The 21,559-nt window shown below is 67.7% G+C and carries 19 protein-coding genes; 9 read left to right on the forward strand and 10 right to left on the reverse strand.

Translation table 11 applies throughout. From position 1 onward, the window contains the following. Positions 1 to 17: 17 nt before the first annotated feature. On the reverse strand, positions 18 to 2,891 hold the full coding sequence (locus tag AC1DBN_RS10935; RefSeq protein WP_477723169.1) for a PEP/pyruvate-binding domain-containing protein: 2,874 nt from the start codon (positions 2,889 to 2,891) through the stop codon (positions 18 to 20). Between the two features lie 48 nt (positions 2,892 to 2,939). After that, positions 2,940 to 3,983 carry a universal stress protein gene (locus AC1DBN_RS10940; RefSeq protein WP_477723170.1) on the reverse strand — a complete coding sequence of 348 codons (1,044 nt, stop codon included), beginning with the start codon at positions 3,981 to 3,983 and terminating at the stop codon, positions 2,940 to 2,942. A gap of 430 nt (positions 3,984 to 4,413) precedes the next feature. On the opposite strand from AC1DBN_RS10940, the gene AC1DBN_RS10945 reads away from it, so the two are divergent. Beyond that, positions 4,414 to 5,037, forward strand: coding sequence for an FAD-dependent monooxygenase (locus AC1DBN_RS10945; protein ID WP_477723200.1), 624 nt, complete (start codon positions 4,414 to 4,416; stop codon positions 5,035 to 5,037). Positions 5,038 to 5,086: 49 nt separating this feature from the next. Here the strand turns inward: AC1DBN_RS10945 and AC1DBN_RS10950 are convergent, their stop codons facing one another. Then, positions 5,087 to 5,707 carry a copper resistance CopC family protein gene (locus AC1DBN_RS10950; protein WP_477723171.1) on the reverse strand — a complete coding sequence of 207 codons (621 nt, stop codon included), beginning with the start codon at positions 5,705 to 5,707 and terminating at the stop codon, positions 5,087 to 5,089. Positions 5,708 to 5,818: 111 nt separating this feature from the next. Between AC1DBN_RS10950 and AC1DBN_RS10955 the strand changes: the two genes are divergently transcribed. Beyond that, positions 5,819 to 7,264 (forward strand): NCS2 family permease, encoded by a 1,446-nt coding sequence (locus AC1DBN_RS10955; RefSeq protein ID WP_091717879.1) that lies wholly within the window; start codon positions 5,819 to 5,821, stop codon positions 7,262 to 7,264. Between the two features lie 157 nt (positions 7,265 to 7,421). Next, on the forward strand, positions 7,422 to 8,399 hold the full coding sequence (gene hutG / locus AC1DBN_RS10960) for a formimidoylglutamase (RefSeq protein WP_314216477.1): 978 nt from the start codon (positions 7,422 to 7,424) through the stop codon (positions 8,397 to 8,399). 42 nt (positions 8,400 to 8,441) lie between these two features. Here the strand turns inward: hutG and AC1DBN_RS10965 are convergent, their stop codons facing one another. After that, positions 8,442 to 9,113 carry a response regulator gene (locus AC1DBN_RS10965; protein WP_091717875.1) on the reverse strand — a complete coding sequence of 224 codons (672 nt, stop codon included), beginning with the start codon at positions 9,111 to 9,113 and terminating at the stop codon, positions 8,442 to 8,444. Then, the gene (locus AC1DBN_RS10970; RefSeq protein WP_477723201.1) at positions 9,110 to 10,684 is read right to left on the reverse strand and encodes a sensor histidine kinase; all 1,575 of its coding nucleotides are present in this window, start codon (positions 10,682 to 10,684) and stop codon (positions 9,110 to 9,112) included. The genes AC1DBN_RS10965 and AC1DBN_RS10970 overlap by 4 nt, the downstream gene beginning before the upstream one ends. A gap of 255 nt (positions 10,685 to 10,939) precedes the next feature. Between AC1DBN_RS10970 and AC1DBN_RS10975 the strand changes: the two genes are divergently transcribed. Genes AC1DBN_RS10975 through AC1DBN_RS10990 form a run of 4 tightly spaced genes read left to right on the forward strand, consistent with a single transcriptional unit; the run spans position 10,940 to position 14,420 of the window. After that, on the forward strand, positions 10,940 to 11,950 hold the full coding sequence (locus AC1DBN_RS10975) for a Bug family tripartite tricarboxylate transporter substrate binding protein (RefSeq protein WP_091717871.1): 1,011 nt from the start codon (positions 10,940 to 10,942) through the stop codon (positions 11,948 to 11,950). Then, positions 11,947 to 12,450, forward strand: coding sequence for a tripartite tricarboxylate transporter TctB family protein (locus AC1DBN_RS10980; RefSeq protein ID WP_091717869.1), 504 nt, complete (start codon positions 11,947 to 11,949; stop codon positions 12,448 to 12,450). Before AC1DBN_RS10975 ends, AC1DBN_RS10980 begins: the two co-directional genes overlap by 4 nt. After that, positions 12,451 to 13,989: a tripartite tricarboxylate transporter permease gene (locus tag AC1DBN_RS10985; RefSeq protein ID WP_091717868.1), complete on the forward strand. Its 1,539-nt coding sequence runs from the start codon at positions 12,451 to 12,453 to the stop codon at positions 13,987 to 13,989. It abuts the gene before it with no gap. A 38-nt stretch (positions 13,990 to 14,027) separates the two neighbouring features. Beyond that, the gene (locus tag AC1DBN_RS10990; RefSeq protein WP_091717866.1) at positions 14,028 to 14,420 is read left to right on the forward strand and encodes a universal stress protein; all 393 of its coding nucleotides are present in this window, start codon (positions 14,028 to 14,030) and stop codon (positions 14,418 to 14,420) included. Between the two features lie 38 nt (positions 14,421 to 14,458). On the opposite strand, the gene AC1DBN_RS10995 is transcribed toward AC1DBN_RS10990, so the two are convergent. Further along, positions 14,459 to 15,328, reverse strand: a complete 870-nt coding sequence (locus AC1DBN_RS10995; protein WP_477723172.1) for a fumarylacetoacetate hydrolase family protein — start codon at positions 15,326 to 15,328, stop codon at positions 14,459 to 14,461. Positions 15,329 to 15,516: 188 nt separating this feature from the next. Between AC1DBN_RS10995 and AC1DBN_RS11000 the strand changes: the two genes are divergently transcribed. After that, positions 15,517 to 15,777: a hypothetical protein gene (locus tag AC1DBN_RS11000; RefSeq protein WP_477723173.1), complete on the forward strand. Its 261-nt coding sequence runs from the start codon at positions 15,517 to 15,519 to the stop codon at positions 15,775 to 15,777. Between the two features lie 113 nt (positions 15,778 to 15,890). Here AC1DBN_RS11000 and AC1DBN_RS11005 read toward each other — a convergent pair whose 3' ends face one another. The 4 genes from AC1DBN_RS11005 to AC1DBN_RS11020 form a co-directional block, all read right to left on the reverse strand. After that, positions 15,891 to 16,127 carry a hypothetical protein gene (locus tag AC1DBN_RS11005; protein WP_045732783.1) on the reverse strand — a complete coding sequence of 79 codons (237 nt, stop codon included), beginning with the start codon at positions 16,125 to 16,127 and terminating at the stop codon, positions 15,891 to 15,893. 163 nt (positions 16,128 to 16,290) lie between these two features. Continuing rightward, on the reverse strand, positions 16,291 to 17,883 hold the full coding sequence (hutH, locus tag AC1DBN_RS11010; protein WP_314216498.1) for a histidine ammonia-lyase: 1,593 nt from the start codon (positions 17,881 to 17,883) through the stop codon (positions 16,291 to 16,293). A 5-nt stretch (positions 17,884 to 17,888) separates the two neighbouring features. Next, a complete protein-coding gene (locus AC1DBN_RS11015; protein ID WP_477723174.1) occupies positions 17,889 to 19,631 on the reverse strand; it encodes a urocanate hydratase in 1,743 nt (580 codons plus the stop codon). Positions 19,632 to 19,843: 212 nt separating this feature from the next. After that, a complete protein-coding gene (locus AC1DBN_RS11020; RefSeq protein WP_477723202.1) occupies positions 19,844 to 20,668 on the reverse strand; it encodes an IclR family transcriptional regulator in 825 nt (274 codons plus the stop codon). Between the two features lie 167 nt (positions 20,669 to 20,835). Between AC1DBN_RS11020 and AC1DBN_RS11025 the strand changes: the two genes are divergently transcribed. Further along, positions 20,836 to 21,555 (forward strand): class I SAM-dependent methyltransferase, encoded by a 720-nt coding sequence (locus AC1DBN_RS11025; protein WP_477723175.1) that lies wholly within the window; start codon positions 20,836 to 20,838, stop codon positions 21,553 to 21,555. The last annotated feature ends 4 nt before the right edge of the window (positions 21,556 to 21,559 follow it).

Genomic DNA, 21,559 nt, shown 5'->3' on the forward strand with positions numbered 1-21,559 from the left:
GGAACCGGGCGGGAAGACTACGCGGGAACGATGGTTCCAGCGCCGCCGTCCACCGTGATTTCCTGCCCGGTCGAAATCCTGCCGGTGGCGTCCGGCACCCCCACTACCGCTGGGATCCCGTATTCGCGGGCCACCACGGCACCGTGCGAATTGGCGCCCCCCATTTCCATCACCAGCCCTCCCGCGGTGAGGAACAGCGGGGTCCACCCGGGATCGGTGGACGGCGCCACCAGGATCTCGCCCGGCTCGAGGTGCGCCCCCACAGGATCCAGGATGACCCTGGCAACTCCAGTGACCGTCCCGGCGGAGGCCGGGCTGCCGGTCAAGGTGCCTTCGGTGATGCCGGCTGCAGCCGTTTGTGCCGCCTCCGGCTCGGTCCCGTCGGTGAGCAGCACCCGGGGGATGTGCCGCCGCCCAAGCTCCCTGCCATAGTCAGCCCGGCGCTCCGCCACCAGTGCGCGCAGCCGGTCCCCCGTCTGGCTGGCGCCGGGGCCTGCGGGCCCAGCTCCGGTTGCCGTGTCCAGGGCCTCGCTGACCTCAGCGAAGTCGAGGAAGAAGATGTCCTCAGCCTGGTCAAGGGTGCCTGCCGCTTCAAGGTCCGCCCCCACATGCTGCAGCTGCCGGCGTACCTCTGCCAGTCCGAGCACCAGTTGGTATTTGGGCAGTTCCCGGAGCCCCGCGAATAGCCGGGCCCTGCGCAGGGCGGCGCGGACCAGGGCTCCCCGGATCCGCCCCTTGGTGGCTGCTTCGGCAGCCAGCCGCTCCACCTGGGCCTCGGCAGCTTCGACGGCGCTGCTGAACTGGACGTCTGGTGCGAGGTCCGGGTCCTCCAGCCGGAGGTAGTTCGCCAGGACCCCGAGGATGTGGGCGGGGTCGTCGGACCAGCGGGGCATGCCGACGTCGATCTCGGCAACGGCGCGGTGCCCGTACCTGTCGAGGAACCGGCTGAGCCCGGCCTCCAGCCGTGGCGGAAGGCCGCTTTCCCGGTGGGCCGCTGCCAGCGCCGCCGTGCCCTTCCCTGCCAGGAATGCACGCGACCCAGGATCGTCCCGGATGGCCGCAGCCAGCCGCCAGAGCTCCAGGTCCATGTCCGTGGTGACGTTGTTGGGCAGCCCGCGGAGCACGCCCTGGAGGTCATCCCATCGGTTTCCGCCGAGCAGCTTGCCCGCCACTCCCAGCATGCCGAACCCCAGGGCCGCGAGGGGCAGGATGGCGGGAACAATGGTGAACAGCCGCCGCTGCAGGAGGCCCTCGGCATGCGCCAACCGGTCCCTGGCTGAGGGCCCGCCCCCTACTTGCGACGTGGCCCCCAGGTCGAGTTCGAGGGCGGTTTCGAAGTCCCGGGTGAACCGGTCAAGGCGCCGGAGCGCGGCCTGCGGGCGGAAGATCCCGCGGAGGACTCCTTCGGGCACACCGGCACGGGCTGCGGCGGGCAGGACGCGGCGCAGCAGCGGCAGTGGCGTCCGCAGCGTGATGGCGAACGAGGGGTCGTCGAAGAGCCGCCGCATCACCGCCGCGGAGCGGGCTTCCATGACGTCAAACACCCGGGGAAGGATTGCCCGGCCTACGGTGCTGCGGATGGGGGTAGTGAAGTCGATGAAGATCCGCTGCCCGGCATCGGCGTACGCCGGCGGTCCCTCGCGGGGGTCTGTGACGGGAATTTTCGCTGTCCGTGCCACGGCCGAAGCGATCTGCCGGATGGCGGCCCGGCCCATCGGAGTGATGGGCCGGGTCAGGCCCTGGGCGAGGCTGAAGCAAAGGTACGCCCGGGTCCCGGGCGCACCGTCCCGGCGGCGGGGGACGGGGTACAGGGTGGTGATGGGCCGGGACTGGGTGAGCCACAGCGCGCCGCCGCGGCTGATGGCCCACTCGAGGTCCTGCGGCGCCCCGAAATGCTGCTCCGCTTTCAGGCCAAGCCGCGCCAGATCCACGGCTTGCCGGTCGGTGAGGCAGAAGCCAGCGTGGTCCGTGGCGTCCACAGTGTGGGTGCCGCCGCCGGGCACGGCGAGGACGGCGATCTTCTTGTCGCCTTGCCGCCGCTCCAGGACGCGACCCGCCGCCGGGTCCACCACAAAGTGGTCCGGATTGACTGCGCCGGACACCACGGCTTCCCCCAGGCCCGGGCTGGCATCGATGACGGCCTCGTTCCGGCGGCCCGTTATGGGGTTGGCGGTGAAAAGAACCCCGGCCGTCTCCACGTCCGCCATCCGCTGCACCACCACCGCCAGGGCCACCTCGGCAGGATCGATCCCCAGGCTTGCCCGATAGGTGGTTGCCCGGTCGGTCCACAGCGACGCCCAGCACTTCCGGACGGCTTCCAGCACAGCCGCGGCCCCAACGACATTCAAGTAGGTGTCCTGCTGCCCGGCGAAACTGGCAAAAGGCAGGTCTTCAGCGGTGGCTGACGAGCGGACGGCCACCGGCACGTCCGGCCCCATCTGCCCGTAGGCGCGTTCGACGGCGGCGCTCACCTCCGGCGGCAGCATGGCGGACACGACGGCGGCACGGGCCTTCGCGGCCAAGGCGGGAATATCAAGTGCGGGATTATCCAGTGTGGAAGTTTCCGGGGCGGGAATGCCGTTGGCGGGAGTTTCCGGGGCTGCGCTGTCCGGTTGACCGGCCCCGCCCTGCGCCGTCCGCAGGGCCGCGTGGACGGCTGCCAGTTCCGGATTTACCGCGTCCGGAGCCCCGGTCACCAGCCGGTAAGCGTCCGTGGTGAGGCAGAAGCCCTCCGGTACGGGGAGCCCGGCGGACAGCAGTTCGCCCAGGTTGGCGGCCTTGCCACCTACCTGCGCGAGCATTCCGGCGCTGAGGCGGCGCAGGTCCACCACCAGGTCCGCGCCGGACGCGGCAGGGGGCCCGCCGCTTTGGGAAGATTCCGGATGCTGCATGATGGCGCCTCCACGTGTCCGTAGCTGACTGGCCCGGCCGCGGCGGGATCAGGCGGCGTCGGCGTCGCCCAGGATGGGTCCGAACCTGGGCCTGTCGGCCAGACGGGGATCTGCGTGGTCCGGGACTACCATGACCGGCCCCTTGGCGTGGTGCAGCACGCCGTCCGATGTGGAGCCCAGGAGCATGCCGGTGAACCCGCCGCGTCCCCGGGTGCCGACGACCACCAGTTCGACGTGCCGGCTCTCCCCCACCAGGACGTCCACGGGCGAACCATCCTTCAGCTCGCATTCGGCATCGAGGCCGGGATAGTGGCTGCGCAGCCAGGCCATGCCGGCGTCCAGCGTGACCTGGATTTCGGCAAACAGCGCCTTGCGGTCCATGGGCGCAGGCACCCAGGCCAGCGAACCGCTGTACTGGGGGACGGCGCACACCACCCGCAGCTTTGCGCCGAGGCGTTCGGCCTGGTCCGCGGCGTCCAGGACCGCAACCCGGGCCTGTTCGGAGCCGTCCACGCCCACCACCACCACGTTCTCCACGAGCTGGTGCCCGGACTTGGCCTGCTCGGCCAGGACGCGCCGGTCCTCGGTGGTTTCACCCAGCCGGTCCGAGCAGATGAGGGGCACGGTAACGGTGGGGCATTTCGCGTGCGCGGGCAGGGCGCTGCTCACGGATCCCAGCAGCCGTCCTACAAAGCCGCCACGGCCGCGGGTCCCGAAGACCAGGAGTTCGGCGGTTTCCGACATGTCCAGCAGGACGCCCGAGGCGTCGCCGTTCTCCACTGAGGCGCTGACATCGATGCCGTAGCCCGCAACCTTCTCCATGGCCTGCTTCACGATGGCTTCCGCACCCTCCCGGATGACGGAATCGTCCACCGTGGCGTATCCGCCGTCCAGGCCGGAGGCAGCAAAGATGGGCACCGAGTACGCGGTCACGATGTGCAGCGGACGACGGCGGCGCTGCGCCTCGCGCGCGGCCCAGACGAGGGCGCACTGGCCATGGTCGGAGCCGTCCACGCCCACGACGATTCCTTCGGGTGCGGCGGACGTGCCACCATCCCGCGCCGGGTCCGGATGCAACTCTTGTGCGCCCATGGGGCCGCCTCCTTGCGCTACTGCCTGATGTTCCGGCCATTCTGCCAGAAAGTGGACCCCTCTCCGTGCACCCCCGGCCGCTGCCGGAACTGTGCGGGCGAGAACCACTTCCAGTCCTCACTATTCCGCGTCCGAAGGACCATAGCAAGCCTGCTCAGGCCCGGGATCCACAGGTTATCCACAGTTTTTCCACACCCATTGGGAAAGCGTGTTCAGCCGCTGAAGAATGTTTCCGTTTGGGGCTATCCATGGGCGAATTTGTTCTGTAGTCTTCTGGACATTGTTGGTCCGGGACGCCGACAGTAACTTCCGTTCGACGGCTGCCCGGGACCACTGTGCGGCCTTGCATTTGGGGCAACGGGACCGCGCCCGCCGGCGATGACGCCAGCACCTGCAGAAATGTCGAAGGAGGGAAACAGCAGTGTCAAACATGCCTGGAAATGCCGGGACCGAACAGACCACCACCGTGATCATTGGCACCGGGCTGTCCGGACTCGCTGTGGCGGCCGAGCTGCGCCGCAGGGGTATCGACTCCATCGTGGTTGACGGCCTGGACACCTTCGGGGCCACGCCGCCAGCGGTCACCACCTCGCTCCAGCGCATTGACACGGCAGATTCCGCGACGCTCCAGGAACGCAACGAGATCCTGCGGCACCTCCGCAACTACGCCGCCAGCCACGACGTCGATATCCGCAGCACCCGGGCCGTGCAGCTGACCCAGGTAGACGGCAACCCGGAAAGCACAGCAAGCCCGCAGTGGGAAGTGCACACCCCCACCGGTGTGCTGATGGCGGACCATATTGTGCTCACCCGCTGCGCGCAGAGCCAACTGCGGCGCATGATCAATGACTTTGGCATCGCTGTTGGCCGGAACCTCGCCGCAGCCATGCGTGCCATCGGCATCTACCTGGTGGGCGTGGGAGAGCTGATCACGCCCTCGCCAAAGGAGGTGTTGCGCCAGGCAAAGACAGTGGGCCAGGCCATCTCCGCCAAGGTCAACCCGGACAGCACGGCCTTCCCGGCAACGGGAAGCCTGGCCATGCTGCCCTGCTAGCGGCCTGCCGAACGCACCGGGAGGCAGCAGCCTCCCGGCAACTGGGTTCCTATTCGCCGTCCGGTTCCTCATCGCCGCCGCCGGATAGGCGGCGCCTGGCGATCACGGCAAGTGCAACCAGCAGGCCTACCGCAACCACCGCAAAGATGACGATGCTCCACTGGAACGGCTGCCCGGAGCTTGCCGGTTCGGCAGGCGCTGTGGCTCCGGGCTGGGCGGTGCCCGCCCCCGGAACGGCGCCGCCCGGCGTCGTACTCGTACCGCCTGTGGCCGGTGCTCCGGCCCCTTCCGCCGCCGCGGCAGCAGTGAACGTGAACGTCCCCTCGATGGGGTGCGAATCGGAGCTGACCACCCGCCACGCCACTGTGTACCCACCGGCCGGGCCGCCCGGCCGCAGCTTCTGCGACGCCACGTTGTCCACGATCTCCACCGCACCGTCAGCCCATTCGGCGCCTGCGGCATCCTTGACCGAGATTGACGCCCCGATGCCCAGCGGCTTGTTGTTGAAGGTCACCGAAACCTTCCCGGGTGGCACCGGGACTGACGCGCCCTGGGCCGGGCTGCTGGATTCTGCGGCGTCGTGGGCGGCTGCCGGACCGGCCAGGCCCAGCGAAGCGGCCAGGACGGCAGCTCCCAGCAGAAGGGCGCGGAAATGGCGGAAGGGACGCATGGTGCACTGCTCCTTGTGTTGGCTTCCTTACAGACTAGGTGAAATTGGCGGCCGTCCCGCCGCCTCCCCAATAGGATGCAGGTATCCCCACATCATTCCCCCGGAGGACTAATGCTTAAGCAAGGCTCTGCCCTGGACCGGTATTTCAAGATCACCGAACGCGGTTCCAACCTCTCCCGCGAGATCCGCGGCGGGTTCGCCACCTTCTTCGCCATGAGCTACATCGTGGTGCTGAACCCGCTCATCCTTTCCGGGGCGGACTCCAGCGGCAACACCCTCGGGTTCACCGCCGTGGCCGCGGTAACGGCCTTCGTGGCGGGCATCCTGACCATCCTGATGGGGGCGTGGGCCAAGCACCCGTTCGCCCTGGCCACCGGCCTGGGCGTCAACGCGTTCGTGGCGGTCACCGTCGCCACCAACCCCGGGCTGACGTGGCCGGACATGATGGGCCTGGTGGTGTTGTCCGGCGTGACCATGCTCATCCTGGTCCTCACGGGCTTCCGCACCGCGGTCTTCAAAGCCGTTCCGGACGGGCTCAAGACGGCGATTGTGGTGGGCATCGGCCTCTTCATCGCCCTGATCGGCCTCGTGAACGCGGGCTTCGTCCGCCGCATTCCCGACGTCGCCGGCACCACCGTCCCGGTGGGCCTGGGCTTCGACGGCAAGCTGCTCGGCTGGCCCACCGCGGTGTTCGTGTTCGGCCTGGTGCTCACCATCGCCCTGGTGGTCCGCAAGGTCAAGGGCGCCATCCTGATCGGCATCATCACCTCCACCGTGCTGGCCGTCATCCTGGAAATGACCCTGCACATCGGCCCCAGCGTGCAGCCTGACAAGCCGTTCAACCCGCAGGGCTGGTCCCTGGTTTCCCCCGCGTTCTCCGAGTGGGCCGCGCCGGACCTCTCCCTGATCGGCAAGGCCAACCCGTTCGGCGCCTTCGAGCACCTGGGCTTCGTGGCGGCCACCCTCCTGGCCTTCGTCATCCTGCTCAGCATCTTCTTCGACGCCATGGGCACCATGGTGGGCCTGGCGAACGAGGCCGGCACGGTGGACGAGCACGGCAACATTCCCGACGTCGACCGCGTCCTGCAGGTGGATGCCCTCGGCGCCATCATTGGCGGCGGCGCGTCTGTGTCCTCCAACCAGATCTACGTTGAAGCCGGCGCGGGCATCGGCGAAGGCGCCCGGACAGGCTTCGCCTCGATCGTCACCGGCCTGCTCTTCCTGGTGGCCATGTTCTTTACCCCGCTCATCAACCTTGTTCCGTTCGAGGCAGTTGCCCCCGCCCTGGTGGTGGTCGGCTTCATGATGGTGTCCCAGGTGGGCAAGATCGACTGGCAGGACTGGGGCATCGCCATCCCGGCGTTCCTGACCTTCACCTTGATGCCGTTCACCTACTCGATCGCCAACGGCCTGGGTGCCGGCTTCATCAGCTTCGTGCTGATCCGTACCGTGCAGGGCAAGGCCAAGGAAATCCATCCCCTGATGTGGGCCGTGGCCGCAGCGTTCCTGCTGTTCTTCGCCATCGGTCCCATCGAGGCCGCCCTGGGCATGCTCTAACCAGTCCCCTTCATTCGCGGAATGGCATTTCGCGGCAGTGTTTCTGTACAGACATTGCCGCGAGGTGCCATTTCGCATTGGGGGAGGTTCCGGCATTCCAGACAGGACGACGGCGGTCCTGCTCGCTTTCGCGGCGGCCATGCGGTGAGCTTGGAGCATGGCTTCCTTAACCCCCGACGTCGACACCCCGCCCAGCGCCTGGACCGGCAGGTTCGATGGCGACGGGCCGGAGCACCGGCGCTGGTGGCAGGCCGTAGAACCCTGCGCGCACGCGGCGGGCAGCGATACCAACGGCCAGGCCGGAGTCCTGGCCGACGGCCGTCCGGCGGTCCTGCTGGGGTTCTGCAGCGACGAAGGAGTCCGGCGTAACAAGGGCCGCCCGGGTGCAGCCGCCGCCCCCGCCGCGATCCGGAAAGCACTGGGCCCACTGGCTTTCCACCTGGACCGGTCAGTGCACGACGCCGGCGACGTCATGGTTCCGGGCCCCGACCTGGAAGGCGGCCAGGACCGGCTGGGCAGCGCTGTAGCGGCCCTGCTCGACGCCGGCCACCTGACAGTGGTGCTGGGCGGCGGCCACGAGACGGCGTACGCCAGCTACCTCGGCGTCAGCGCGTCCGGTGCCGTCCGGAACGGCCGCCGGCTGGGCGTCCTGAACCTCGATGCCCACTTCGACCTGCGCGACGAACCCGTTCCCAGTTCCGGGACCCCGTTCCTCCAGATGGCCCGCGCGGAAGCCGGCGCCGGCCGCGAATTCCGGTACGCCGTGGTGGGGATTTCCGAAGCGAACAACACCCGGGCCCTGTTCGATACCGCGGACCGTCTGGGGGTCCGCTACCTGCTGGACGAGGACTGCGAAGCGGACCGGGTGGAGGCATTCGTGGCGTCCTTCCTCGACGGCATCGATGTCCTGTACCTGACCATCGACCTGGACGTGCTTCCGGCGTCCGTGGCACCCGGCGTCAGCGCACCCGCAGCCTACGGCGTTCCGTTGCCGGTCATCAGCGCGGTATGCCGGCAGGTTGCCCGGAGCGGGAAGCTCCTGCACTGCGATGTGGCGGAACTCAACCCGGAGTTCGACCTTGACCACCGCACCGCCCGCGTTGCAGCGCGGCTGGTGGACACGCTGCTCCGCTGACCGGCCGTCCCGCCGGGCCGCGTTCCAAGACCGGGTTCGGGATCAGGCCTTGGGCAGGTACCTGCGTTCCGGCCGCCCCACCCCGTATTTCAACCGGACTTCCAACAGCCCTTCGTCGTGCAGGTACTCCAGGTAGCGGCGCGCGCTCACCCTTGACGTGCCCAACTGTTCGGCTACCTCGGCAGCCGACAGGTCGCCGTCGGCCCCTTTCAAGGCGCCTTCAACCAACCGCAAGGTCTCCACGCTGCACCCCTTGGGCAGCGGCCGCTGGGCGGCAGCGCTGTCCAGGCCGAAGACCTTGTTGACGTCCGACTGCTCGGCCACGTCCTTGGACGAATCGAGGCCGTGGTAGGCGCTGCGGTAGTGGTCGAGCCGTTCCTGCAGGTCAGCCTGGGAGAAGGGTTTGATGAGGTAGTGCACGATCCCGCCGCGCAGCGCTTTGCGCACCGTTTCGACCTCGCGGGCGGCGCTGATCACCAGCACATCGAGCTCCGGCGCCACCTCCCGCAACCGGTGCATCAGGTCCAGGCCGTTGATGTCCGGAAGGTGGATGTCGAGCAGCACCAGGTCCGGCTGGAGGCGTTGGGTCTCGACGACGGCCTGGGCACCGGTGTGCGCGGCGCCCACCACGGTGAACCCCGCGGTGCGCTGGATGAAGCCGGCGTGGACTTTGGCCACCATGAAGTCGTCGTCGACGATCAGGACCTTGATCATGCGTGTGCACCTCTGTTGAAGCGGGCGGTGAAGACCGCCCCGTTGTCGTTGGCTACCGACAGGTCCCCGCCGGACCGGCGGCACACCACGCGGGAGAGGGCCAGGCCGAAGCCGCGGCCGCCTTCCCGCCGGGCATCCTTGGTGGTGAAGCCCTGCCGGAAGATGTGGTCCGCAGCGTCGGCGGGAACCCCGTGCCCGTTGTCCCGGACCGTGACGACTACCTGATCCGCCCCGTCTTCCACCAGCACCCGGACGGTTGCCTGCGGGAGCCCGGAGACGGCGTCGAACGCGTTGTCCACCAGGTTCCCCGCCACGGTCACCAGGTCCCGGGACAGTTCCTCGTCCACGGGCAGCAAGGACGACGCCGGATCCAGCTGGAGGGCGACGCCCCGCTCGGTGGCGAGGCTGGACTTAGCGATGAGCAGCGCGGCCAGGGCGGGGTCCTTGATCCTGCCCGTCACCTCGTCGCTGAGCCGGGTCCGTTCCACGGTTGCCCCGTTGACGAACTGGACCACGGAATCGTAATCGCCAATCTGGATCAGCCCCGAGATGACGTGCAGCTGGTTGGCGAACTCGTGCGCCTGCGCGCGGAGGGTGTCCGTGGCGGTCCGGGTGGCCCCCAGTTCCCGCTCGAGCGAGGACAGCTCCGTCCGGTCACGCAGGGTGGTGACCGATCCGATCCCACGGCCCCGCGACTGGATGGGGACCCGGTTCAGGACCACCAGCCGCTCCCCCACCAGCACCAGCTGGTCCGGGTCCGGCTGGTCCCGGGTGAGCACAATCTTCAGTGCCGGGTCCACCGGAAGGGACGCCAGTTTCCTGCCCACGCAGTCCGCGGGCAGGCCCAGCAATTCCCTGGCGCTGTCGTTGGCCACAGTAATCCGCTCATTCGGGTCGAGCGCCACCACGCCTTCCTTCAGCCCGTGCAGCATGGCCTCGCGGTTCTCCACCAGGCCCGTGATCTCACTCGGTTCCATGCCCAGCGTCTGCCGTTTGACCCGGCGGGACAGCAGGAAGGACCCTGCCACACCGAGGACGCTGGCCACCCCCACGTAGGTCAGCAGGTTGGGGACGGCGTCGCCCAGGCGCTCCAGCGTGGTGGGATAGTTGCGGCTGATGGAGGCGATCCCGATCATCTTGCCGTCATCGTCCAGTACCGGAACGTGCGCGGACAGCACTGCCGTTCCGTTGGTGGTCAGCACCCCGGTCCAGGCCCTGCCCTCCATGACCCGGCTTTCGCCGAGGGCCAGCTGCTGTCCCAGCAGGCTGGGATCCGACGCGGTCACCACGGTCCGGTCCTTCCGGGCAAGCGCCACCTGGGAGGAGCCTGAGACGATCCGCACCGACTCGGCCACGGCCGGGAGGGCGGCACCGCCCCGCGGTTCGGCCGCCGGAAGCAGTTCGCGGACCGCAGGGTTGGCGCCGAGGGCTTCGGCCGCGGACAATGCCCGGCGGCCCTCCACACGTTCGAAAGCTGCGGCGGACTGCGCCAGCGAGATGGCCACCACGGCCACCAGCACGGCCAACACGATCAGCAACTGCAGCACCAGGTACTGCCCCGCGAGGGACATGCCTCTTCGTCGAGTCACTGTGGTTGGTCCTTTTTTGGCTTTATGCGGCCACCGTTCCGGCCACAATACGTGGGAACTATATCCCACCTGCGGCGCCACCGGAGCGCGGAAGAATGCGGAGTGGGACTTCGGAAACGTGAACGCAATGTACTTAACTTTCTCTGCGTACATAAGAGTGACCGGCATCACGGCCGGCCATAGCATCGGTTGCACCAGTCAGTCTTGCTGATCGTTTTTCATGAGAAGAGGAACCCCATGCGCCAGATCCGCGCATTGCGAATTGCCGCCGTCGCTGCCGGCATCGCCCTGATGGCCACCGGCTGCGGTGCCACCGGCAAAAGCTCCACCGGCGCCGAGAGCTCCGGCTCCGCTGCCAAGCCCGTCACCGGACTCCAGATCATGGTCCCCAACACCCCGGGCGGTGGCTACGACACCACTGCACGCGCCGCCGCGAAGGTCCTCGACGACGAGAAGATCTCCACCAACACCGAAGTCTTCAACCTTGCCGGCGCCGGCGGCACCGTGGGCCTGGCCCGCGTTGTCAACGAAAAGGGCAACGGCGACCTGACCATGCTGATGGGCCTTGGCGTGGTGGGTGCCAGCTACACCAACAAGTCCGAGTCGAAGCTGACCGAGACCACTCCGCTGGCACGGCTCATCGAAGAGCCCGGCGCCATCATGGTCAGCAAGGACTCCCCCTACAAGACCATCGACGACCTCGTGAAGGCCTGGAAGGCAGATCCGGGTTCCATCGCCGTGGGCGGCGGCTCCTCCCCGGGCGGCCCGGACCACCTGCTGCCCATGCAGCTGGCAGGTGCCGTGGGCATCGACGCCACCAAGGTCAACTTCGTTTCCTACGACGGCGGCGGCGACCTTCTTCCCGCGATCCTCGGCAACAAGCTTGGTTTCGCGGCTTCCGGCGCCGGCGAGTACCTGAAGCAGATCGAATCCGGCGAGGTCCGTGTACTGGCCACGAGCGGTGAGAAGCGGCTCGACGGCGTCGACGCCCCCACGCTGAAGGAATCCAACATCGACCTCGTCTTCACCAACTGGCGCGGCATCGTGGCCCCTCCGGGCATCAGCGACGAGGACAAGTCCTCCCTGATCGCGGCACTCGAGAAGATGCACGGCACCGAAGGCTGGAAGGAAGCACTGAAGACCCACGGCTGGACCGATGCGTTCATCACCGGTGACGAGTTCAAGAGCTTCCTCACCGAGCAGGACAAGCGGGTGGCAGACGTCCTCACCAAGCTTGGGTTGGCGTGACATCCCTGACCACAGGCCTTAAAGGCCGCGCCGAGCTGGGAGTCTCACTCCTGCTCGGCGCGGCCGGCGTCCTGGTCTTCCTGGACGCCAACGGCCTGGTAACCCCGTATTCGAAGTCCGACCCGGTAGGGCCCAAGACCGTTCCGTTCATCGTGGCCGGAATGCTGGTGGTTTGCGCGGTACTGCTGGCCATCAACGTCCTGCGCGGCGGCAAGGGAGAGGCCGAAGGCGGCGAGGACGTCGACCTGGAGCACCCCGCCGACTGGAAGACCATCCTGCCGCTGGCGGGCGCCTTCATCCTGAACATCCTGCTCGTTGACTGGGCCGGCTGGGTCATCTCGGGCACCGTCCTGTTTTGGGGCAGCGTCCTGGCTCTCGGGAGCCGCCACTACGTGCGGGACGGACTGATCTCCGTGGCACTGTCACTGCTGACCTTCTACGGCTTCTACCTCGGCCTGGGCATCGCACTGCCGGCCGGCCTCCTGGAAGGAATCCTCTAAATGGACGTCTGGTCCTCCCTCATGGACGGCTTTGCCACCGCCCTGACTCCCATGAATTTCATGTACGCCGTCATCGGCGTCATCCTGGGCACCGCCGTCGGCGTCCTTCCCGGCCTGGGCCCGGCCATGACCGTCGCCCTGCTGCTCCCGGTCACCTACGCCCTGGAACCCACCAGTGCCTTCATCATGTTCGCCGGCATCTACTACGGCGGCATGTACGGCGGCTCCACCACCTCGATCCTGCTCAACACCCCCGGCGAATCGTCCTCAGTGGTCACCGCCATCGAGGGCAACAAGATGGCCAAAGCGGGCCGGGCTGCGCAGGCGCTAGCGACGGCGGCCATCGGCTCGTTCGTCGCCGGCACCATTGGCACGGCGCTACTCGCTGTCTGCGCACCGATCGTGGTCAAGTTCGCCGTCAGCCTCGGCGCTCCCAGCTACTTCGCCATCATGGTGCTGGCCCTGCTGGCCGTGACGGCGGTGCTCGGTTCATCGCGGCTGCGCGGTTTCGCTTCGCTGGGCCTCGGCCTGGCCATCGGCCTGGTGGGAATGGACTCCGTCACCGGCCAGCGCCGCCTGACCTTCGGCCAGCCGCTGCTGGCGGACGGCCTGGACATCGTGGTGGTGGCAGTAGCGATCTTCGCCGTGGGCGAGGCACTGTGGGTAGCGGCGCACCTGCGCCGGACCCCGCTGCACGCGATCCCCGTGGGGCAGCCCTGGATGGGCAAGTCCGACTGGAAGCGCTCCTGGAAACCGTGGCTGCGCGGTACCGCCTTCGGGTTCCCCTTCGGTGCACTCCCTGCCGGCGGAGCCGAAATTCCCACATTCCTTTCATACGTCACGGAAAAGCGCCTCAGCAAGCACCCTGAAGAATTCGGCAAGGGGGCCATTGAAGGTGTCGCCGGTCCGGAAGCGGCCAACAACGCAGCCGCTGCCGGCACCCTGACCCCCATGCTTGCCCTGGGCCTGCCCACCAACGCCACGGCCGCCGTGATGCTGGCCGCCTTCACGTCCTATGGCATCCAGCCGGGCCCGCAGCTCTTCACCAGCCAGGGACCCCTGGTCTGGGCGCTGATCGCCAGCCTCTTCATCGGCAACTTCCTGCTGCTGATCATCAACCTGCCGCTGGCACCGATGTGGGCCAAGCTGCTGCAGCTCCCCCGCCCGTACCTGTACGCCGGCATCCTGTTCTTCGCCACGCTGGGCGCCTACTCGGTGAACCTGCAGGCCTTCGACCTGGTGCTCCTGCTGGTGCTCGGCGCACTCGGGTTCATGATGCGGCGCTTCGGGCTTCCCGTGCTGCCGCTGATCCTCGGCGTGATCCTCGGTCCGCGGATTGAAGGACAGCTCCGCAAAGCCCTGCAGCTGAGCGCAGGCGATCCTGCCGGCCTGTGGAGCGAACCGATCGCCGTCGGGATCTACGTCATCATCGGCCTGATCCTGCTGTGGCCGTTTGCCTACAAGCTCATTCGCCGCAACCGTCCGAAGAACAGCCCGCTGCTCCCGGCGAACTCCGGCGCAGCAGACTACAGCGACTGAACCGCCGAAGCGCGGTCCAAGAAACCAAAGGAGACACCATGACCATCGTGGTGGGATACGTCCCGACACCCGAAGGCGAAGCCGCCCTCACCCAGGCTATCGCCGAGGCCCGCAGGAACAGCACCACCCTGCTGGTCATCAACTCCTCCAAGGGTGACGCCCTGGTGGATAACCGCTACGCCCAGGAGCAGGAGATCCAAAGCATCGAGGACCGTCTTGCCACCCAGGGCATCGACCACGTGATCAAGCAGCCGGTCCGTGGCCACGATGCCGCAGCGGAAGTCCTCGACGCGGCCGAGGAGCACAACGCCGAGCTGATCGTGATCGGCCTGCGCCGCCGGACCCCGGTGGGCAAGCTGATCATGGGCAGCGTCTCGCAGCGGATCCTGCTGGAAGCCGACTGCCCCGTCCTGGCCGTCAAGGCGGGTTAGCCCCACCGGCGTCAGGCGCCGGCGCGGGCGGCACCGTGTCACGCACCCGCGCGGTACAGCTCCTGGCGCTGGCGGCCCAGCCCTTCCACCTCCACCTCCACCACATCCCCCGGCTGGAGGTAGGGGAAGCGGCCGCTCAGCGCCACCCCCTCCGGAGTCCCGGTGATGATCACATCACCGGGCTCCAGCCGCATGTACTGGCTGCAGTGGTGGACCAGCGTGGCCGGGCTGAAGATCAGTCCCCCCGTGTTCGAATCCTGGCGCACGTCCCCGTTGACCCAACTGCCCAGGGACAGGTTTCCGGCGTCAACATCCCCTGCCGGAACCAGCCACGGCCCCAGCGGCGTGGACCCTGGAAGCGACTTGCCTTTGGTCCACTGGCCCGCCGCTCCGGGGATCTGGTATTCGCGTTCGGAAAGGTCGTTGGCCGTGACGTATCCGGCGATGCACTCCCGGGCCTCTTCTTCGGACGTGAGGTAGCTGGCCTCCTTGCCGATCACGATGCCGAGTTCCACTTCCCAGTCGTACTTCCGGGCGTGCGGCGGAATGGGGGCAGGATCGCAGGGTCCTGTGACAGTGTTGGTTGGCTTGAGGAAGACCACGGGGATTTCCGGCGGCGCGGAGCCGGATTCGGCCGCGTGGGCGGCGTAATTCATGCCGATGCCCACCACCGAGCCCGGCCGGGCCAGCGGAGCACCAACACGAAGGTCCCCGGCATTCTCAAGGAGTGGCAGTTCCCCTGCCGCCAGGGCTTTCCGCACCCGGTCCAGGCCATCGGCGGCGAGGAATCCGCCGTCCACATCCGAGGTGAGCGGCAGCAGGCTGAAGTACCTGTCGGTGCCGTCCGCTGCGGGAACCAGTACTGCCGGCTGCTCCTCGCCGGCGTTGCCCAGGCGCATGATTTTCATGGCGGATCTCCTTTGATGGCGGGTTGCGGGCCGGGTGCTCCGTGCCCCACTCCATGGTCGCGGATTGCTGCCGTGCACCGTGAACTGGCGGTTTATGACCGGCGTTTAGAGAACAGACATCTGACATCTGGCCCGTCAACCGGTAAACTGTTGTAGCTTCAGGCAAAAAAACACAGAAAGTTCAGCACATGAGTACAGCTACCTTGGAACGCCGTCCCGCCGCTTTTGGCCTTGCCGAAGCGCCCGCGCACCGGTCCATCGACCTGGAATTCTCCAGTGCCAGTGAAGTCCACGCCGGACTGGAAGACGCAGTTGCCGAGCTGATCAGCGTCGCAGCACAGGAGGCTTCCTGCGGCATCCTGGTGACCCGCCTGTACCCCGGCCGCTACACGGTTGCGCTGGACGAGTCGGTGCCGTTCGGCCAGACGTTCGAGGCCATCGCGGCCTGACACCGCCGTTGCGGCCGCTACCGGCAGACAACCTAAAAACGCGAAAATCCCCGCCCTGCCGTGAGGCAGGACGGGGATTCCGTTTGGTCCGTTCCGTGGTGCGGGCCGTAATGCTAGCTGCGGCGCACCTGCACGCCGTCGGACTTGAGGAAGAGCTGCTTCTCCGCCGGCCCGGCAGGTACAAGCCAGAGGACGTTTCCGCTCTGGGATACTTCTTCCACCTCACCGGCGGCTACCACATGCGCATGCTTCATGATCTCGACGTGGTCGCCAACCTGGAGTGATTTCCAGTCGGATACCGCGGCGGAATGGGCATGGCGCCTCGACAGGACTGCCCCACGTGCTTTCATTTGAACTACTACCCCTTTGTATGCGTTCTGCCGTCACAGCGTCTTCGGTGTGACTTTCACTACACCTTCAGTTCTACTACACTCCGCGTGCCACCGGCCGCCGTGTCGGCCAAAATTCCAACTGATGGACGCGGAGTGCGCAGACGCTGAAGATTCTTCGGTATCAGGCCAACGTTCCGACGGCGGATTCGGCTGCCCTGAGCACGTCGCCGGAGGAAACGAGGCGGTCAGCCGCTTCGAGTTCCGGCGAAAGGAAGCGGTCCGTCCCCGGACCGTCCACCACGGTGCGCAATGCGGCCACGACGGCGGTGCCCGCCGGCCCCGGCGTGAGGGCGCCGCCGGACAGCTGCGTGCGCATGTCCAGCGCCCGGGCAGAGGTCACCAGCTCGATGGCCAGGACCCGTCGGAGGTTCTCCACAGCCTTGCGGAGCTTCCGGGCAGCGTGCCAGCCCATGGACACGTGGTCCTCCTGCATGGCGGAGCTGGGGATGGAGTCAACGGAGGCGGGCACTGCCAGCCGCTTGTTGTCAGAAACCAGGCCGGCCTGGGTGTACTGGGCGATCATCAGGCCCGAGTCCACGCCGGGGTCCGCGGCAAGGAAAGCGGGCAGACCGTGCGAACGCGCCGGGTCCAACATCCGGTCCGTGCGGCGCTCGGCGATGGAGCTGAGGTCCGCCACGGCGATGGCCAGGTAGTCCAGGACGTAGGCCACCGGCGCGCCATGGAAGTTGCCGTTGGAGCTGACCCGCCCGTCCGGCAGCACCACGGGGTTGTCGATGGCCGCGGCGAGCTCGCGGGATGCCACCAGCTCGGCGTGGTCCACGGTGTCTCGGACGGCCCCGGCCACCTGGGGTGCGCAGCGCAGCGAGTAGGCGTCCTGGACTTTGGTATCCCCCACCCGGTGGGATGCGACGATCGGGGAGTTGGAAAGGACCCGCAGCATGTTGTCTGCGCTGGCGGCCTGGCCCGGGTGCGGCCGCAGGGCTGCGTGCAGTTCGGGCAGGAACACCTGGTCTGTGCCCAGCAGCGCCTCGACGCTGAGCGCGGCGGTGATGTCCGCCGTCGTCAGCAGTTTGCGGAGGTCAGCGATGGCCATCAGCAGCATGCCCAGCATGCCCTCGGTGCCGTTGACCAGCGCCAGGCCTTCCTTCTCGGCGAGGATGACGGGCTCGATGCCGTGCTCTGCCAACAGCCCGGCGACAGGTTCCTCTCCGCGCCCGCCATAGCGGACGCCGTCGGGCCCTTCCGCCTCGCCTTCGCCCATCAGCACCAGGGCGCAATGCGAGAGGGGCGCGAGGTCGCCGGAGCAGCCGAGCGAGCCGAACTCGCGGACCACCGGCGTGATGCCGGCGTTGAGGACGTCCACCATAGTCTGCAGGACCACCGGGCGGACGCCCGTACGGCCGGATGCCAGGGTCTTGGCGCGCAGGAACATGATGCCGCGCACCACCTCCCGCTCAACGGCCGGGCCCATGCCGGCGGCGTGGCTGCGGATCAGCGACTTCTGCAGCTGGGTGCGGAGGTCGTTGGGGATGTGCCGGTTGGCCAGCGCTCCGAAGCCGGTGGAGATGCCGTAGGCCGGGATGTCGCTGGCCGCGAGGCCGTCAATGTGGGCGCGGACCCTGGCAACGGTGTCCAGGGCGTCCTGCGAGATGGTCACCTTGGCGTTGTGGCGCGCGACGGCGAGCACATCCTCAGGCGTGACGCCGGCGGATCCGAGGGTGACGGTCAGCGGTTCGTGGGTAATTGCAGTCATGGTGGTTACTTGCTCTCATTCATGGGGATGCGGACGCCGCGTTCCTTGGCGACCTCGGCGGCGCGGTCATAGCCGGCGTCGACGTGGCGGATGACGCCCATGCCGGGATCGTTGGTGAGGAGGCGTTCGAGCTTTTCCGCGGCGAGGTCGGTGCCGTCGGCCACGGAGACCTGGCCGGCGTGGATGGAGCGGCCGATGCCGACGCCGCCGCCGTGGTGGATGGACACCCAGGTGGCACCCGAGGAGGTGTTGAGGAGGGCGTTCAGCAGCGGCCAGTCGGCGATGGCGTCCGAGCCGTCGGCCATGGCTTCGGTTTCCCGGTACGGGGAGGCGACGGAGCCGGAGTCCAGGTGGTCACGGCCGATCACGATGGGAGCCTTGACCTTGCCTTCCTTGACGAGCTTGTTGAACAGCAGCCCGGCCTTGGCGCGCTCGCCGTATCCCAGCCAGCAGATGCGGGCGGGCAGGCCTTCGAACTCGACGCGCTCCTGGGCGGCATCGATCCACTTGTGGAGGTGCTTGTTCTCGGGGAAGAGTTCCTTGATGGCTTCGTCGGTGACGCGGATATCCTCCGGATCACCGGACAGTGCCACCCAGCGGAACGGGCCGAGGCCCTCGCAGAACAGGGGTCGGATGTAAGCGGGGACGAAGCCGGGGAATTCGAACGCCCGGGCGTAGCCACCCTTGCGGGCTTCATCGCGGATGGAGTTTCCGTAGTCGAAGACCTCGGCGCCGGCGTCCTGGAATTCCACCATCGCCTGCACGTGGCGCGCCATTGAGGCCTGGGCCTTCTTGGTGAACCCCTCGGGATCGGCCTCCGCCTCGGTGTGCCATTCCTCCACCGTGATGCCCTCAGGCAGGTAAGACAGGGGATCGTGGGCGCTGGTCTGGTCCGTGACGACGTCGATGGTCAACTCGCCGGCCTGGTGGCGGCGGAGCAGTTCCGGGAAGACCTCGGCGGCGTTGCCCACGTAGCCCACAGACCAGCCGCGGCGCTCTTCCTTGGCCTTTAGTACCTTGGCGATGGCGGCGTCGAGGTCTGTTTCAACCTCGTCCAGGTAGCGCTTGCCGGCGCGGCGGCGCAGGCGGGATTCGTCGACGTCGACGATCAGGCATGCGCCGTCGTTGAGGGTGACGGCCAGCGGCTGGGCGCCGCCCATCCCGCCGCAGCCGCCGGTCAGGGTCAGGGTTCCGGCGAGGGGTCCTTCGGTGGACCCTTCCTCTGCCGGCGCGGGGTGGCCGGCGGTGTCCTGCCGGGCGTCGGCAAGTTTGCGTCCGACGGCGGCGAAGGTTTCGTAAGTGCCCTGCAGGATGCCCTGCGTGCCGATGTAGATCCAGGAGCCTGCCGTCATCTGGCCGTACATCAGCAGGCCTTCGGCCTCGAGGCGGCGGAACTCGGGCCAGGTTGCCCAGTCACCCACCAGGTTGGAGTTGGCCAGCAGCACCCGCGGCGCCCATTCGTGGGTGCGGAACACGCCCACCGGCTTGCCGGACTGGACCAGGAGGGTCTCATCCTTTTCCATGGTTTCCAGGGTGCGGGTGATGGCGTCGAACGCGGCCCAGGAACGGACGGCGCGGCCCGTGCCGCCATAGACCACCAGGTCATCCGGGCGTTCTGCCACCTCGGGGTCCAGGTTGTTCATCAGCATGCGCAGCGGCGCTTCGGTCTGCCAGGACTTGGCGGTGAGCTCAGTGCCGCGGGCTGCTTTGACCGGGCGGGCACCGGTGGTGAAATCGGCGGGTGCCATGATGGCTCCTTTTCATTGTGTGTCTGGTTCTGCGGAAGTCCGGGATGGAAAAGTGCTTCTGTATCTACTAAAGCCCTTTGGGAACGGGCCTTACAGGGGTTTCGCGGGGGTGCTGTCCGGGATTCCAGACATGCCAGCCGTCGTCCGTTGCCCTATCACCTCGAGGCCCTGACAGGCGGCTTTAGGGACCCGAAGTGATGGCGCAAGTGGGGCTAGGTGGCGGGCCGTCCGTGGATGCGGACGGACAGTTCGTTGGCCACCTTTTGCACCCGGGCGGCCAGGACTGGCCAGGAGTCCGCGGCGAGTTTCTCCTCCAGGAAGGTGACAGCCACAGCGGCGGTGGGCCAGCCAAGGTGGTCGGTCACGGCTGCGGCGATGGAGCCGAAACCGGGGGTCACCTCGCCATGTTCGGTGGCGTAGCCGCGCTGCCGCACCTGGTCCAGGTGCGAGGAAAGCGCCGAGTACTTCATGATGGGCGATTCAGTTTCGTGCCTCGCGGTGAACGCGGCGGCGTTGGGGTACAGAGCGCGGACCTGGGATTTCGGGAGGGCCGCCAGGATGGCCCGGCCGCTGGCGGTGAGGTGGCTGGGAAGCCGGACGCCGACGTCGGTCACCAGCGATGGGCGGTTCTTGGCCCGCTCCTCCACGATGTACAGCACGTCTCGGCCGTGGAGGACAGCCAGGTGCGCACTCTCCCCCAACGCGTCCACCAGCGACGCCAGCAGGGGCCGGCCCAGCCGGGAAAGCGGCGCCTGCCTGGAGTACGCGGAGCTCAGCTCGAAGGCGCTGATCCCCAGGCCGTAGCGCTGCTCCTCATGCAGGTGCAGCACAAATCCGTTCGCCTCCATCACCCCCAGCAAGTGGTAGACACTGGAGCGCGGCAGGCCCAGCGACGAGGCGATCTGGGAGGCGGCCATCGGGCCGCGGCGGGAGGCCAGCAGCTTGAGGATCCGGAGCGTGTTCTCGGCAGCCGGGACCTTCGACGCCGGCCTGGCATCCTGCGCCGGCTGTTCCGCTGCCCCCGGCATCGCCTCCATGGCAACCATCCGCACTCCCTTCACCGGGATCCGGCCGTGTCCGGGATCCCATACTCAAGCATGCATCTCCATCGGGGCAGCAAAGTGGCCGTTCAGAAGCCGACTGTCTGGTATTCCGGACAAACGGGATCCGCAGGCCGGGTATTGCGTGGCCTAGGCTGGCCAGCATGACCGACTACCACCCGCGGCTCGTAGATTTATATGACCAGGACAATCCTGACGGGCCGGACCATGATTTCTACCGCGGCCTGGCCAGCGAAGTGTCTGCCCGGAACGTGGTGGATCTGGGGTGCGGCACAGGCATCCTCACTGTCACCCTTGCCTCGGCAGAACGCACTGTGGTGGGAGTTGACCCGTCAGCAGCGATGATCGGCTTCGCCCGCAACCGGCCGGGCGCTGCACACGTCGACTGGGTGGTGGGCGACAGCAGGAGCATCCCCGGGACGGGCTACGACTTCGCCATCATGACCGGAAATGTTGTCCAGGCCATTCCGGGCGATGACTGGTCCCGGACACTTCACGACCTCCGTCTGGCCATGGCAACTGGCGGAACGCTGGCCTTCGAAAGCCGGAATCCGGCGGCGCGCGCCTGGGACAACTGGGCATTTGTGGACAAACGACGGGACAGCCTGCACGGGCCATTGATCGAGCGGAGGACTGTCTCCGCACCGGAACCGGGAGTCGTGAAGCTTCAGGCGTCCACCACGTTTGCCGCCACCGGTGAACGCGTCCACGACACGCAGCTATTGGCATTCCGCGACCGCAACTCCATGGCCGATGACCTTGTCGAAGCGGGCTTCGCCGTGGAGGCAACCTACGGCGACTGGGTGCGTACGCCCTTCACGGATGACGCGCCCATCATGGTTTTCGTCTGCCGCGCTGTGTGACCCG

This window comes from Pseudarthrobacter sp. 10T415, from assembly GCF_056394175.1.

What these genes read in the sequence shown, in the direction of transcription:
- AC1DBN_RS10935 (WP_477723169.1), bottom strand. Translation starts at nt 2,891, where the DNA reads ATGCAGCATCCGGAATCTTCCCAAAGCGGCGGGCCCCCTGCCGCGTCC.
- AC1DBN_RS10940 (WP_477723170.1), bottom strand. Translation starts at nt 3,983, where the DNA reads ATGGGCGCACAAGAGTTGCATCCGGACCCGGCGCGGGATGGTGGCACG.
- AC1DBN_RS10945 (WP_477723200.1), top strand. Translation starts at nt 4,414, where the DNA reads ATGCCTGGAAATGCCGGGACCGAACAGACCACCACCGTGATCATTGGC.
- AC1DBN_RS10950 (WP_477723171.1), bottom strand. Translation starts at nt 5,707, where the DNA reads ATGCGTCCCTTCCGCCATTTCCGCGCCCTTCTGCTGGGAGCTGCCGTC.
- AC1DBN_RS10955 (WP_091717879.1), top strand. Translation starts at nt 5,819, where the DNA reads ATGCTTAAGCAAGGCTCTGCCCTGGACCGGTATTTCAAGATCACCGAA.
- hutG (WP_314216477.1), top strand. Translation starts at nt 7,422, where the DNA reads ATGGCTTCCTTAACCCCCGACGTCGACACCCCGCCCAGCGCCTGGACC.
- AC1DBN_RS10965 (WP_091717875.1), bottom strand. Translation starts at nt 9,113, where the DNA reads ATGATCAAGGTCCTGATCGTCGACGACGACTTCATGGTGGCCAAAGTC.
- AC1DBN_RS10970 (WP_477723201.1), bottom strand. Translation starts at nt 10,684, where the DNA reads ATGTCCCTCGCGGGGCAGTACCTGGTGCTGCAGTTGCTGATCGTGTTG.
- AC1DBN_RS10975 (WP_091717871.1), top strand. Translation starts at nt 10,940, where the DNA reads ATGCGCCAGATCCGCGCATTGCGAATTGCCGCCGTCGCTGCCGGCATC.
- AC1DBN_RS10985 (WP_091717868.1), top strand. Translation starts at nt 12,451, where the DNA reads ATGGACGTCTGGTCCTCCCTCATGGACGGCTTTGCCACCGCCCTGACT.
- AC1DBN_RS10990 (WP_091717866.1), top strand. Translation starts at nt 14,028, where the DNA reads ATGACCATCGTGGTGGGATACGTCCCGACACCCGAAGGCGAAGCCGCC.
- AC1DBN_RS10995 (WP_477723172.1), bottom strand. Translation starts at nt 15,328, where the DNA reads ATGAAAATCATGCGCCTGGGCAACGCCGGCGAGGAGCAGCCGGCAGTA.
- AC1DBN_RS11000 (WP_477723173.1), top strand. Translation starts at nt 15,517, where the DNA reads ATGAGTACAGCTACCTTGGAACGCCGTCCCGCCGCTTTTGGCCTTGCC.
- AC1DBN_RS11005 (WP_045732783.1), bottom strand. Translation starts at nt 16,127, where the DNA reads ATGAAAGCACGTGGGGCAGTCCTGTCGAGGCGCCATGCCCATTCCGCC.
- hutH (WP_314216498.1), bottom strand. Translation starts at nt 17,883, where the DNA reads ATGACTGCAATTACCCACGAACCGCTGACCGTCACCCTCGGATCCGCC.
- AC1DBN_RS11015 (WP_477723174.1), bottom strand. Translation starts at nt 19,631, where the DNA reads ATGGCACCCGCCGATTTCACCACCGGTGCCCGCCCGGTCAAAGCAGCC.
- AC1DBN_RS11020 (WP_477723202.1), bottom strand. Translation starts at nt 20,668, where the DNA reads ATGGAGGCGATGCCGGGGGCAGCGGAACAGCCGGCGCAGGATGCCAGG.
- AC1DBN_RS11025 (WP_477723175.1), top strand. Translation starts at nt 20,836, where the DNA reads ATGACCGACTACCACCCGCGGCTCGTAGATTTATATGACCAGGACAAT.